The organism is Neoroseomonas terrae (assembly GCF_018129025.1).
In the GTDB taxonomy this organism is placed as follows: Bacteria; Pseudomonadota; Alphaproteobacteria; order Acetobacterales; family Acetobacteraceae; genus Neoroseomonas; species Neoroseomonas terrae.
Map to the genome: position 1 here is coordinate 228,554 of NZ_JAAEDI010000003.1, position 12,643 is coordinate 241,196.

The window sequence follows — 12,643 nt, forward strand, 5'->3', positions numbered from 1 at the left end:
GTGATGCAGCGATCCTGCCCCGGGCAGGCGCCTGCCGGAAGGGGCGCGTTCCCGGCATGGCGCGCTGTCCCGCATGACGGAGCGGGCAGGCCGCTACGGCGCGATCCGCAAGGACGTCGCCAGCGTGTACTCGTCCGACCGCGGCGCGTAGGTCAGGCCCTGTCGCGTGGCCCAGATGTTCATCTGGTGGTGGATCGGCAGCACCGGCGCATCTTCCATGGCGACGCGCATGCCCTCACGCCACAGCGCCTGCCGTTCTGCGGCATCGAGCGCCACGACGGCCCGGCTGTAGATGTCGTCCACCCGCGGGTTGGAATACCCCATGCGATTCACCGTGCCCCAGCCGCGCGTGCGGTTCTCGCTGAGCAGAACGGGGGCGAAGATGTTGTTCGGCTCATAGGCGGAGGACTGCCAGCCCGTCATGGCCGCGGAAAACTCCCGCCGCGCCCCGCGCGGGAAGAACACATTCGACGGCAGCGCCTCCACCCGCACCTTGACGCCGATGCGCTGCCAGAAGCCGCCGATCGCCTGCAGGATGCGCTCGTCATTCACGTAGCGGTCGTTGGGTCCGGCGAAGCTCAGCGTGAATCCCTCTCCCCATCCTGCCTCGGCGAGCAGCGCGCGCGCCCGGGCGGGGTCGTAGGCATCAGGCCCCAAGGCAGGATCCGCGACGCCGAGGCCGATCGCCTGCATCTGCCCGGCGGGCGCTGCGGCGCCTTCCATGATCTGCCGGCTGATCGCCGTCCGGTCGATCGCGACCGACAGCGCGCGGCGCACGCGTGGGTCGCGCAGCGGGTTGCGGTCCATCGGCCGCCCCTGCGCATCCGCGACACCCGGCGAGGTATCCCGCGCCACGTCGAAATAGACATAGACGAGCCGTGTGCCCGGGCTGCGCCAGATCGCGACGTTGGAATCGCGTTCCAGCATGGCGAGGTCGCGCGGCGGCACGATCTCGATGAGCTGCACGTCGTTCGCCCGCAGCGCCGCTACGCGCGCGCTGTCATTGGCAATGACGCGGAAGGTCACGCGGGAGAACGGCGAGGGCGTGCCCCGCCAGGCCGGATTGCGCTCGAACACCACGCGCTCGCCCTGGACGTACTGGACCAGGCGGAAGGGGCCGGACCCGATGACGGCGCGGCCGGAATTGAAATCCTGCGTGCTGGCCTCCCGCGCCACGTGCTCGGGCACGATCATCACCGGGGGGATGTTCTCCGGCAGCAGCGGGGCTGGTCCGTGCGTCAGCAGGCGGACCGTGTGCGGGCCGACCGCCTCCACGGCACGTACCTGATTGATGTAGATGCTGAGGCGGCCCGGGCTGTTCGGCACGTCGGGGATGCGGGCGAACGTCGCCGCGACATCGGCGGCCGTGACCGGCTGGCCATCGGAGAAGCGCGCCTGCGGGTTCAGGTGGAAATCCCAGCCGGCGCCGTCGGGCAGCATCTCCCACCGCTCGGCCATGGCGGCGATGGTGCGGCTCTGCTCGTCGCGCCAGACCAACGGCTCGAACACGTGCTGCTGCACCATGAAGGACGGCGAGTGGGCGAAGAAATGCGGATCGAAGCTGGCGGGCGGTGCGCCCAGCGCGATTGTCACCTCGCGCCCCGGTGCCTGCGCGGCCGCTGCCATCGGCAGGCCAAGAGCCAGCACGGCAGCCAACATTCCATGACGCATATCGCGTTCTCCCCGGACGTTTTCCGTTTCCCGGGGGAAGGCTAGAGCAGATCCCTGTTGGGTGAAATCACCTGGATCGGGTGAAGATGCTCGCCAAAACAATGACCTAGCGACACTGCCCTCGGCCGCAGTGAAGAAAAATGGCGCCGGGCAGCGCAAACAGCGGGCAAAGAAAAAGGCGGCCACCCCGGAAGGGCGCCGCCTTGTCAGGCTCCCGGTCGGGCCGCTTACGCGGCCTTCTTCGCCTGCGCGCGCTCGATGCGACGCTTCAGGGTAATCGCCTCGGTCGGCAGGCGCCGATCCGGCGTGCCGAGCAGGAAGCTGTCGAGGCCGCCATTGTGCTCGATCGTGCGGATGCCGTTGGTGGACAGGCGCATCTGCACCTGCATGCCAAGCACGTCCGACCAGAAGGAGGTCTCCTGCAGGTTCGGCAGGAAGCGCCGGCGGGTCTTGTTGTTGGCGTGGCTGACGTTGTTGCCCGTCAGGACGCCCTTGCCGGTGATGCCGCAGCGGCGGGCCATGGTGGTATTCCCGAAACGATCAGGGCGCGCAGACAGGGCCCGCGCGCGGGTGGAAGCGATGAAGGCGCGGCTTTTGGCCCAGTCCGGCGCCGCCGTCAAGCCTTCCGGGCCGTCAGGCCCGGTTCGGGCCGCCCTGCTCGCGGGCCTCGTTCAGCTCGCCGCTCTCGACGGAGGCCAGGGCGTTGCGCAGCACGGCGGCGACGGAACGGTCGTCCATCGTCCGCGCCAGAAGGCCCAGCGCGCCGCCCAGCAATGCCGAGGCGATGGAGATCGGCGCGATCTTCTGCTCCATCATGTACTCGATCGCCTTGTCGACGACCGAACCGGCGTGGCTCAGATCCTCGGGGGCCATGTCCGCGGGGTCCTGCATGCGGCTTCACTCCTCAGTCTTTCATCGAAGATTGGAACAGGCGGGGCGCGATGTAACCCCCGACCGGTCGGTCAGGCGATGGTCTCGCCCAGCCGGCCGCTGCGCGGGCGGGCCAGATCGGCCTCCGCCTGGGCGCGGGCGGCGGCCTCGGCGGCCGCGACCGCCTGGGCCTGGCGGCGCCACATCTCGGCATAGAGGCCGTCCTCGGCGATCAGGCTGGCATGAGTGCCGCGTTCGGCGATGCGGCCATCCTGCAGCACGATGATCTCGTCCGCCTCAACCACGGTGGAAAGCCGATGGGCGATGACCAGCGTCGTGCGGTTGCGGGAGACGTCGCGCAATGCCGCCTGGATCTCCTGCTCGGTGCGGGTGTCGAGCGCCGAGGTCGCCTCGTCCAGAATCAGGATGCGCGGGTCCTTGAGGATGGTGCGGGCGATCGCGACGCGCTGCTTCTCGCCGCCCGAGAGCTTCAGCCCCCGCTCACCCACGCGCGTGGCGTAGCCGTCCGGCAGGCGCATCACGAAGTCATGCACCTGGGCGTGGCGGGCGGCTTCCTCGACCTCGGCATCCGTGGCGCCGGGGCGGCCATAGGCGATGTTGTAGCGGATGGTGTCGTTGAACAGCACGGTGTCCTGCGGCACGACGCCGATCGCCTGCCGCAGCGATGCCTGAGTCACGCCGCGCACATCCTGCCCATCCACTCGCACGGCACCGCCCGTCGCGTCGTAGAAACGGAACAGCAACCGGGAGACGGTGGATTTCCCCGCCCCCGTTGGCCCGACGATCGCGAGCATCCGCCCGGGCGGCACGGTGAAGGACACGCCCTTCAGGATGACGCGGTCGGGGCGGTAGCCGAAGCGGACATCCTCGAAGCGGATCTCGCCCGGGCCCCTGGCGAGCGGGGGCGCGCCGGGTGCGTCCTGCACCTCGGCCGGCACGGATAGCAGGCGGAACATCTCCTCCATGTCCGTCAGCCCCTGCTTGATCTCGCGATAGGCGAAGCCGAGGATGTTCAGCGGCTGATAGAGTTGCAGCAGGTAGGCGTTGACCATCACGAGGTCGCCGACCGTCATGTGGCCCTGCGCGATGTTCCGTCCGGCCAGCAGCATCGTCACTGTCAGGCCGAGCGCCATGATCAGCGCCTGGCCGGCGTTCAGAAGGTTCAGCGTTATCTCGGACCGCACATAGGCGCGCTCGTAGCGCGTCAGACTGTCCTCGTAGCGGCGCGCCTCATGCGTCTCGTTGTTGAAGTATTTGACCGTCTCGTAGTTCAGCAGGCTGTCCACCGCCTTGGTGTTCGCCTCCTCATCGGTCTCGTTCATCGTGCGGCGGAAGCGCAGGCGCCAATTGGTGAATAGCAGGGTGAACACGACATAGCCCGCGATGGTGCCGAGCATCACCAGCGCGAAGGATGCCGCGAACAGCCACCACAGGATGATCGCGACGAGCAGGATCTCGACGATGGTCGGGATGATGTTGAACAGCAGGAAGTTCAGCGAGGTGGCGATGCCGCGGACGCCGCGCTCGATCACGCGGGACAGACCGCCCGTCGCGCGATCCATGTGGAAGCGCATCGACAGCGCGTGCATGTGCTCGAACACCTCGAGCGCGACGCGCCGCGCCGCGCGCGCCTGGACCTTGGCAAAGACGGCGTTGCGCAATTCCCCGAACGCGGCGGCCAGCACGCGCATCAGCCCGTAGCAGAGCAGCAGCGCGACCGGCACGGTCAGCGCCGCGCCCACCCCCGATTGCGGCGCCAGCGCATCCACTGCGCGGGCGTACAGCATCGGCACGACCACGTTGGCGGCCTTCGCCGCGGCCAGCAGCACCAGCGCGCCGACGACGCGGATGCGGAGCTCCGTTTCGCCCTTCGGCCACAGATAAGGGGCGATGCGCAGCAGGGCGCGCAGGTGGTTCTCTCGGGTGGCGGCAGGCACGCGGTCGGATGCTCCCGGTCAGGCCCCCGCAGATGGGGCCGCGGCGCGGAAAGAGAAGCGCCCGCGGCGCATGGGCGCCATATGCGCTCCGGACGCAAGGGCGCGATGGCTTTCCTGCGTCCGTCCCGGCGCGACCCTGGCCTATGGGGCATCCGCCGCCCCTGAAACACTGCGTTGCGGCCAGGGTAGCTGATCACGATAATGCCGAGCCATGATCGTCCTTCCCGCCGCCCGCCCGGCGCCTGTCCCCCCGAGCCCATGACCCCTGAACTCCAGGCCAAGCAGCAGCGCATCGCGGCCCTCGCCGGCCCGATCCGTCCGATCGCGGGCAACTACGCGATCGCGGCGACAACCGCGATCAAGATCACCCGCTCGCTGATCGCGCATGGCGCGTCGAACCAGATCGCACCCTTCTCGGGCGGCAGCTGGGGTGGGCAGGTGCCGGCCGGCGGCCCGCGCCAGCTGCGCAGCTTCGACCGGCCGGAGAAGAAGCCCGACGATCCCTTCGCGATCCGCCGACTCGGTGCGGAGCTCGACCGCTGGTTCACTTCCACCGTCCGCACCAACCAGGTCGATACCGCGGTCGGGGAACTGGACTATGACGAGGCGCACGCCATGCGGCTGCCGGTCACGGACCCCTACCGGCTGGACCATGTGGACGAGGTCGCGGCGGAGGCGATCCGCCACGGCGCCGGGAATTGCGGCTACATCGCCTCGACCACCTTCGCGCTGCTGCACCACGCGGGGGTGGCGCCGATCGACCTGATCCTGATCCTGCCGCGCAGCGGGCCGCGCTACTTCCGCAACCACACCGTCGCCGTCGTCGGCATCCCTGACGTCTCCGGCAACCAGAAGGAGCCGCCCTTCGAGCAATGGGCCGACGTCGCGATGCTAGCGGATGCGTGGGAGGAGGAGCGGAGCGTCCCGGCCTCGCTGCTGAACGGGCGCTGGCCGTATGAAAGCTACCACTACCTTTCCTATTCCCGGGTTCCGCCGCCGCGTCGCGGCTGACCGCATGACCGAGGCCGCATGCCCGACCCCGCCTTCCAGCGCCACATCGACGCCTGCAACAACATCGGCTCTCCCGCGGGCCTGATCCCCTTCCGCATGGGCGCGGCGCAGGTCGGCTGGGTATCGCCGGAACTCGCCAAGGCGCTGACCTTCCGCCCGCGCGACTTCCACTTCGACCGTGACGGCGTCGCGCTGGCGGCGCGGCTGCGCAGCCCCGGCATGCGCGGCGAGGCGCTCGCACAGGCGTTGCCCACCCTCGCCGCCGGCGGCTTCCTGCGCATCCGCGGGGAGGCTTTCGACGTGCGCGAGACCACCGCCGGGCCGACCCTCGCCACCATTGACCGTGGCGCGCTGCCGGCCTTCGGCATCATGTCCCAGGGTGTGCACGTCAACGGGCTGGTGCGGCGGGCGGACGGGCTGCATGTTTGGGTCGGCCATCGGTCGCCGCACAAGGCCGTCGCCCCGGGCCAGATCGACAACATCGTCGCCGGCGGCATCCCGGCGGGCCTGTCGCCCACCGAATGCCTGGTCAAGGAAGCCGACGAGGAAGCCAAGCTGTCGGCGGGTCTCGCCGCCGGTGCCCGCGCGGTCGGCCGCGTCTCCTATGTCATGGCGAATGCCGAGGGGCTCCGCCGCGACGTACTGCATTGCTACGACCTCGACATCCCCGAAGGCGTGGTGCCCCAGCCCAACGACGACGAGGTCGAGCGCTTCGAGCTGTGGCCCGCCGCCCGGCTCATCGAGGCGGTGCGCGCGACCGACAACGTGAAGTTCAACGTCAACCTCGTGCTCATCGACCTGTTCCTGCGCGAGGGGCTGATTCACGACCCGGATGGCCTGCTGCGGGCGGGGCTCGACCAGGGGCCGGACTGACGCGGTCACGCGGCGGCTGGTCAATGCTTCGGCAACCCTGCCGGCCACATCCTGGCCGCGTGGTCCGCCGCATCGGAATGCAACCGCGGTGGGCTGGACTCAGGCCCGCGCCGGCGGCCCAATGACCGCCCATGCGCTCCGCCATGGCGGGACGCCTCATCGAGAGACGACATGACCGCGATCCCCACCCTGACCCGCCTGGCCCTGTTCGCCTCCGTCGCGCTGCTGCCGGCCTGCGGTATGACCCTCGAACGCACCGACCGCATCCAGGCGCTGGAACGCAGCCTCGCCGAGGCGGAAGCGCGCAGCCGCACCCTGACCGGCCAGGTGGAGACGTTGGAGCAGACGCTCGCCAGCGAACGCCGTGCCCGCGGCGACCTGACGGCCATGGAACGCCGCCTGTCTCGCGCGCAGGCCGATCTCGGCGCCGCCCACCGCGGCCGCGGCACGGCGGAACAGGAGGCGGCTGTCCTGGCGCAACGCGTCGCCGAGGAGGAACGGCGGCTCGCCGGCCTGCAGGGTGAGGCCGGGCAGTCCCAGCGCGAGCTCGACCAGCGGCGCGCCGGCGTCGCGGCGGCCGAGACGCGCCTTGCCGGGTTGCGCGACCAGATGAACGGCGAGGAACGGCGGCTCGGGGCGCTGCGCGGCGACATCGGCGCCTCCGAGGCTCGGCTTGCGGCAATGGGTGGCCGCAATGCGGAGGAGGAGCAGCGCGGCAACACGCTGCGCGCCGCGGCCGCAGCGGCCGAGCGGCGGCTGGCCGAACTCAATGCCAGCGCCGGGGCGGAGGAGCGGCGTCTTGCCGAGCTGCGGCTGCGCAGCGCCGAGCAGAGCACCCGCATCAGCGAGCAGGAGGCGCGGCTGAACGCGGCGCGCGAAGCGGCGAACGCGGCCCAGGTGGAGGCGGCGGCGCGCCGGCAGGCGGTGACGCAGCTCGATGGCGAGGTCGCGCGGCTGACGACCCAGCGGGAGCGCGCGACGGCGGAGCTGCGCGGCCTGCAGACGCGCGCGACGGAATTGCGCGCGACGGTGGCCGAGACCGAGCAGCGCCTGGTCCAGTTGCGGGAAAGCGCGACGGCCGAGGAGCACCGCATCGCCACACTGCGCGAGCAGGTCCAGACTGCCGAACGCCAGCGGGCCGAGGCCGCCACGCAGACCGCGGCGGTGCGCAACGAGGTCGCCGCCGCCGAACGGCGCCGCGCCGAGCTTGCGGGGCAGGTGGCCGCGGCGGAGGCCCGACTGACCGAGCGTCGCTCCGAGCTGAATGACATCGAGACCCGTCTGCGTGTTGCGCGGGATGCGATGCAGGGCTCGCCCGTCACCGTCATCGCGCCGGTACCCGACGCGCCGGCCGCCGCACCGCGCTGACGGCACGGCGTTACCGCGCGGCGAGTGCGCGGTGCCAGTCGATCAGCGGCGCGGCGGAAGCCCGCGCCCAGGGGGCGGGCTTCATGTGATCAGCGCCGGGATGGACCTGCAAGGTGCGTCGGCCGGCGCCCGGCGACGGTGACACAGGTGCCGAGCAGCCCGAATGGGCGAAGTCGCGCACCGGGTCATAGGGCAGGCGGCGATAAAGGACGGCGTCCGCAGCATGCGAGGCGACGAGCCATGTGAAGCGCTTCCCTTCATATGGTCGGCGGGCCGTCCTGTGCGTTGGGCGTGAGCCGCAGAGGAAGGTATCCTGCGCGGTACCAGGAACAAGGGGCAGTGCGGATGCGGCGCTTCGCGATGGTTGTCGCCCTCGCGCTCGGCGGTCCGGCCGTGGCGCAGGACCTGCCGCCCGATGCGCTTCGCGCCTATTGGGTAGGTGTGGCGCATGCGATGCTCATGCAGGCGGCACCGTGCTCCCGGCGCGCGGCGGAGAACGAGGCGCTGCAGGCCATGATGCAGGAGGCTTACGCGCGCATCCATGGCCGGCCGGAACAGGAGCAGGCCTTCGCGCGCGGCGTGTCGATCACGCAGGTGCAGCAGCGCTACATCGGGCGGTCGGACCCGGTGGCGTGCAACGAGATCCGCAGCATCCTGACGAACTTCCTCCGGAACTGACCGGCGGCGACTGTCGTCAGCTTGGCTCGATGCCCGCGGCGCGGATCAGCGGCTGCCACTTCGCCGCATCGGCCGCGAGTTGCGCGGCCATTCCCTCCGGCGTCGTCGGCCAGGCATCGAGGCCGCGCTGGCGAAAGCCTGCCGCCAGCGCCGGATCGACGAGCGCGGCGCGGACCACTTCCGCCAGCCGTGCGCGGATGGGCGCGGGCGTGCCCCTCGGGACGACGATGCCGTCCCAGTTCAGCACCTCGAAATCCGGCAGGCCGGCTTCGATCATGGTCGGCACGGACGGCAGGTCGGTCGTGGCGCGTGTGCGCGTCGCCACGCCCAGTGCGCGGATGGTGCCGGCCTGCACATGCGTCAGCACGGTGCCCATGGGGGAGAAGCCGAAATCGTGCTCGCCCGCCACGAGGGCGAGCATCTGCGGCCCACCGCCGCGATAGGGCACGGGCACTGTCTTCGTGCCGGCGATGTGGTCGAACAGGATTCCGCAGAGATGGCCGGGCGAACCGACGCCGCCGGTGCCGTAGCTGATCGTCTCAGGCCGTGCCTTTGCCGCGGCGACGATATCGGCGACCGAACGAAAGGGCCGGTTGGCCGGTACGACGAGGACGTTCACGGCATTGAACAGCATCGAGACCGGCAAGAGATCCGTCGCCGGGTCGAAGCCCATGTTGCGTACCAGCGCCGGATTGACGGCGAGCGTGCCCATGTTGGCGGAGCCGATGGTGCTGCCGTCCGGCGCAGCGCGAGCCACTTCAAGCGCGCCCAGATTGCCGCCGGCGCCCGGCCGGTTGTCGATCACGACCGGCTGGCCGAGCGAGGCCTGCAGCACGGGCTGGAGGATGCGCACGGCGGCGTCCGATGCGCCACCGGGCGGGAAGCCCAGAACGAGCCGGACGGGCCGGGTCGGTGTCCATGCCTGGGAAAGGGCGGGACGGGCCAGGGAGCTGCCGGCGAGACCGGCAAGGAGGGAGCGGCGCTGCATCCGGTATCCTAAGCAGGAATCGGACCAATCAGGAATCGGATCGATACAGAATCGGAGGCGGCATCGTGGACAAGAGGTCCAATGAGCATTCCTCCGGCGCGGCGCGCTTCGGAGCTGAACTTCGGGATGAAGCCCGGCACTGATGCGTCGGACTTCAAGCGGCCTCGGCCAGCCGTCTCGGCGGCAGGCCTGTCGAAAGGAGCGGCCGCGGCAAGTTGCCGCGGGGGCGCTCAGCAAAACTTAGCGCGACCGCTCGATCTCGGGCAGGTCGAAGCTGCGCCAATCCGGAACCTCGGAGACGTCGGGAAACTCCGCGCCGAAAGGACGCGTGGCGTCGATGCCAACGGCGGAGGAGTAGCCCCCATCCGTATACGGATCGAGAGGCGCGGCAGCCGTCCGGTCGACGACGAAAACGTCCTCGCGCGGTTTCACGCGAAACGACATCGCCCACTCCACCTCCTGCGATCGACGGATATCGATGTCCGGGTCCACGACCACCACCCATTTCGGGTGCAGGTTCGACGCCATTGCGGCGAGGATGGCCTGTCGCGCCTCTCCTTCGTAACGCGGCGTCATGGCGATGACGACATAGACCTGAACGCCGCCGGAACTGGTGATCGCGATGTCTGAAATCGTTGGGAACTGGGTCTGGAGCTGGCGAAGAATGGAGGCTTCGAAGGGGATCTGCTTCAGGACGTGATTTTCCGTGATGGGCTTGCCTGTCAGCAAACCCTGGAAGATCGCGTCCTGACGATGCGTGATCGCCGTGACCTTCGCCGTCGGCTTCGGTCCTGCCGGCGTATAGTAGCCCGTGTACTCGCCGAGCGGCCCTTCCTCGCGCTGATCCTCTGAATCCACCACGAACTCGATAATGAATTCAGCGCGCGCGGGTACCTTCAGATCGCTGGTCACGCACTTGGTCAGTTCGACCGGTTCGCCGCGCAACCCGCCGGCGACAAACCAGTCGTTGCTGGCATCGCCCGACTGGACCTGGCAGGCAAAGGCCATCATCGGATCGACGCCGATGACGATGGCGCCGTGCAGGGGAACCTTGCGCTGGATCGCCTTCGCCATGTTCTTGCCGAAGCGATGGTTGGGCGCGGAGAAGACGCCGAGCACGCGAGAATCGTGAAGCTGGAAGCGATAGTTTCCGATGTCCGGAATGCCGGTGTCCGGATCTTCCGAAACGACGATGCCTGCCGTGATGTACGGCCCGCCATCCTTCGGGCTGTAAGTTGGCACCGGCAGCTTCGTGAGATCGACGTCGTCGCCGGTCATGACAACGTCCTGACAGGGCGGCGGTCCGGAAAAGTCGATCGGGCCGATCGGCGCGTCGATGGCCTTGCTGACGCGATCGTGAATAGTCTCTTCCGTCGCCTCAAATGCCAGCAAAGCGCGGCGGCGATTCCCGTATATGCCGGCCACTAAAGGAAACTTTGTCCCGTTATCCTTGAACATCAACGCTGGGCCATCGGCTGCGCTGCTCTTGGCGAGTGCCTTCGCAACGTCATACTGCAAGGCAATGGGCCGTATAAGATCGACGAGTTCGCCGGACTGTCGGAGGGTCGAAAGGAAAGCGCGAAGATCTGTGTAAGGCATCGGTCATCTTTCTCGTCGCTTGCAGGAATGCTTAATGCGCAACTTTCCTTTCGGGGTAAAGAGTCAGGATATGCGTGCTGCGCTCCGCGTCGGCGTGTCAGTTGGCTTGCCACTACTCGTTCTTTACGTGATCGGCCTTGTTCATTTTGCTGTGTATGCAGCATTCGGAGCGCTGACATCTCTCTACGGGCACACCGAAGACGTTCGGCGGCGCGTGGAGACACAAATCCTGGTGGGCGCGGCGCTGTTCCTGACCATCGTCGCGGCGGCGCTCTACTCGACAATGCAAGGTGCGGAATGGCTCCTGTCCGCCATGCTCGCCGTGACAGTCATCGCGGCCGGCACCCTCGGAACCATCATGGGATGGGTGCCGCGCGGCGAGATCTTCTTCATCCTCGTCCTGCTCGTCGTCGCCGGCGTTCCGCTGACCCTTGAGGCGTTGCCGACGGCGCTCGCGGCCGGCGCGGCCGGCATCGGATTTTCCATCCTGCTCACGATGGTCGAACCGAAAGGGGCGACCGATACGCCCGCGTCCGGCCTGCGGAGAAGAGTGCAGCGCGGTGCGGAATCGCTCGATCGCACCCGGCACGCGATCATCATCACCATCGCCGCGTTGGCTGTGACGGCTGCCTGGCTGCTGGCCTCCGCGCTAGGTATCGGTCACCCGTTCTGGGCGCCCATCGCCGTCGCAGCGCTGATGCCGGCTTTGTCCCCCGCCGACGGCATGCGGCGCGCGATTCACCTCCTGCTGGGAACCTTCGGGGGGGTTTGCCTCGCCGCCATCCTGCTTGCGCCGCAACCGGGGCCGCTCGCCCTGATCATCATGATCGCCGTGTGCCAGGCCATTGCGGAGCTCTTTATTGCGCGAAGCTACGCGGTGGCGATGCTGTTCATCACACCCCTCGCGATCGGGATGAGCAACCTCGGGCGCGGCCTTCCCTGGTCGCCGCTCCTGATCGAGCGGCTCATGGAAGCCGCTCTCGGCGCGGCGGTCGCGCTCGTCGCCATCAGCATAGGCAGCCGGCTCCTCGCGAGCCGAACCGCCCGGCACAGCGCCGGCGAGGCATGAGCAGCAGGAATGCCGGAGCCCCATGACGCCCCGCCATAACGGCGACAATGCCGTTCCAGGCGGCGCGCCACACACGTCCGGGCGTCCCGCCCGGATCAACACCTTCGCATCGATGGATGGAGACGCCCCATGTCAACGACTCACGCCCTGAAGCACGAGATTGCCGTCACGGCAGACGCGACCACGCTGCGCGCGGCGCTGAGCACGGCCGAGGGCCTGCGCGGCTGGAACACGCCGCATGTGGACGGCACCGGCCAGGCCGGATCGGACTGGATCCTGAAGTACAGCGGCCGCCCCGACTTCGTCTGGCATATCGACCGCAATGAGCCGCAGGCGATCCTGTGGACATGCACGAAGGGCCCGGGCGACGCGGTCGGCACCACGGCATCCTTCTCGATCGCGACGCTGCCGGATGGCCGGACCCGGGTTTCGGTCACCCATGGCGGGTGGCCCCACGACGAGGCCAACTTCACCAAGTGCAACACCATCTGGGGCGCGCTGATGCATCACCTGCGCGTCTATGCCGAATCCGGCGTCGCCGCGCCGGCCTTCTCCTGA

At 69.0% G+C, this 12,643-nt stretch carries 12 protein-coding genes; 6 read left to right on the forward strand and 6 right to left on the reverse strand.

The window, feature by feature from the left end:
* Window positions 1–93: 93 nt before the first annotated feature.
* The 4 genes from GXW78_RS03795 to GXW78_RS03810 all read right to left on the reverse strand — a co-directional run bounded on the left by GXW78_RS03795 (window position 94) and on the right by GXW78_RS03810 (window position 4,499).
* Entirely contained in the window at window positions 94–1,647 is a 1,554-nt protein-coding gene (locus GXW78_RS03795) for an ABC transporter substrate-binding protein (protein WP_211866172.1), read from the reverse strand.
* Between the two features lie 251 nt (window positions 1,648–1,898).
* A complete protein-coding gene (gene rpmB, locus GXW78_RS03800) occupies window positions 1,899–2,192 on the reverse strand; it encodes a 50S ribosomal protein L28 (protein ID WP_211866174.1) in 294 nt (97 codons plus the stop codon).
* Between the two features lie 112 nt (window positions 2,193–2,304).
* A complete protein-coding gene (locus GXW78_RS03805; RefSeq protein ID WP_211866176.1) occupies window positions 2,305–2,562 on the reverse strand; it encodes a hypothetical protein in 258 nt (85 codons plus the stop codon).
* Window positions 2,563–2,633: 71 nt separating this feature from the next.
* Entirely contained in the window at window positions 2,634–4,499 is a 1,866-nt protein-coding gene (locus GXW78_RS03810) for an ABCB family ABC transporter ATP-binding protein/permease (protein WP_338147675.1), read from the reverse strand.
* A gap of 258 nt (window positions 4,500–4,757) precedes the next feature.
* Between GXW78_RS03810 and GXW78_RS03815 the strand changes: the two genes are divergently transcribed.
* From GXW78_RS03815 to GXW78_RS03830, 4 genes are all read left to right on the forward strand, one after another.
* Complete coding sequence (locus GXW78_RS03815; protein WP_211866178.1) at window positions 4,758–5,510, forward strand: hypothetical protein; 753 nt, start codon at window positions 4,758–4,760, stop codon at window positions 5,508–5,510.
* 18 nt (window positions 5,511–5,528) lie between these two features.
* Window positions 5,529–6,383, forward strand: coding sequence for an NUDIX hydrolase (locus GXW78_RS03820; RefSeq protein WP_211866181.1), 855 nt, complete (start codon window positions 5,529–5,531; stop codon window positions 6,381–6,383).
* A gap of 171 nt (window positions 6,384–6,554) precedes the next feature.
* Window positions 6,555–7,751, forward strand: a complete 1,197-nt coding sequence (locus GXW78_RS03825; protein WP_211866183.1) for a coiled-coil domain-containing protein — start codon at window positions 6,555–6,557, stop codon at window positions 7,749–7,751.
* Between the two features lie 345 nt (window positions 7,752–8,096).
* Window positions 8,097–8,429, forward strand: coding sequence for a hypothetical protein (locus GXW78_RS03830; protein ID WP_211866185.1), 333 nt, complete (start codon window positions 8,097–8,099; stop codon window positions 8,427–8,429).
* Window positions 8,430–8,445: 16 nt separating this feature from the next.
* Here the strand turns inward: GXW78_RS03830 and GXW78_RS03835 are convergent, their stop codons facing one another.
* Together GXW78_RS03835 and GXW78_RS03840 are read right to left on the reverse strand one after the other, a co-directional pair.
* Window positions 8,446–9,417, reverse strand: coding sequence for a Bug family tripartite tricarboxylate transporter substrate binding protein (locus GXW78_RS03835; protein ID WP_211866186.1), 972 nt, complete (start codon window positions 9,415–9,417; stop codon window positions 8,446–8,448).
* A 240-nt stretch (window positions 9,418–9,657) separates the two neighbouring features.
* The gene (locus GXW78_RS03840) at window positions 9,658–11,016 is read right to left on the reverse strand and encodes a UbiD family decarboxylase (protein ID WP_211866188.1); all 1,359 of its coding nucleotides are present in this window, start codon (window positions 11,014–11,016) and stop codon (window positions 9,658–9,660) included.
* 34 nt (window positions 11,017–11,050) lie between these two features.
* On the opposite strand from GXW78_RS03840, the gene GXW78_RS03845 reads away from it, so the two are divergent.
* A complete protein-coding gene (locus tag GXW78_RS03845; protein ID WP_211866190.1) occupies window positions 11,051–12,085 on the forward strand; it encodes an FUSC family protein in 1,035 nt (344 codons plus the stop codon).
* A gap of 129 nt (window positions 12,086–12,214) precedes the next feature.
* Window positions 12,215–12,643, forward strand: a complete 429-nt coding sequence (locus tag GXW78_RS03850) for an SRPBCC family protein (protein WP_211866192.1) — start codon at window positions 12,215–12,217, stop codon at window positions 12,641–12,643.

Bases quoted from the DNA above. Each gene is read 5' to 3' on its own strand.
- rpmB (WP_211866174.1), bottom strand. From the start codon at position 2,192: ATGGCCCGCCGCTGCGGCATCACCGGCAAGGGCGTCCTGACGGGCAAC.
- GXW78_RS03805 (WP_211866176.1), bottom strand. From the start codon at position 2,562: ATGCAGGACCCCGCGGACATGGCCCCCGAGGATCTGAGCCACGCCGGT.
- GXW78_RS03815 (WP_211866178.1), top strand. From the start codon at position 4,758: ATGACCCCTGAACTCCAGGCCAAGCAGCAGCGCATCGCGGCCCTCGCC.
- GXW78_RS03820 (WP_211866181.1), top strand. From the start codon at position 5,529: ATGCCCGACCCCGCCTTCCAGCGCCACATCGACGCCTGCAACAACATC.
- GXW78_RS03825 (WP_211866183.1), top strand. From the start codon at position 6,555: ATGACCGCGATCCCCACCCTGACCCGCCTGGCCCTGTTCGCCTCCGTC.
- GXW78_RS03830 (WP_211866185.1), top strand. From the start codon at position 8,097: ATGCGGCGCTTCGCGATGGTTGTCGCCCTCGCGCTCGGCGGTCCGGCC.
- GXW78_RS03835 (WP_211866186.1), bottom strand. From the start codon at position 9,417: ATGCAGCGCCGCTCCCTCCTTGCCGGTCTCGCCGGCAGCTCCCTGGCC.
- GXW78_RS03840 (WP_211866188.1), bottom strand. From the start codon at position 11,016: ATGCCTTACACAGATCTTCGCGCTTTCCTTTCGACCCTCCGACAGTCC.
- GXW78_RS03845 (WP_211866190.1), top strand. From the start codon at position 11,051: ATGCGCAACTTTCCTTTCGGGGTAAAGAGTCAGGATATGCGTGCTGCG.
- GXW78_RS03850 (WP_211866192.1), top strand. From the start codon at position 12,215: ATGTCAACGACTCACGCCCTGAAGCACGAGATTGCCGTCACGGCAGAC.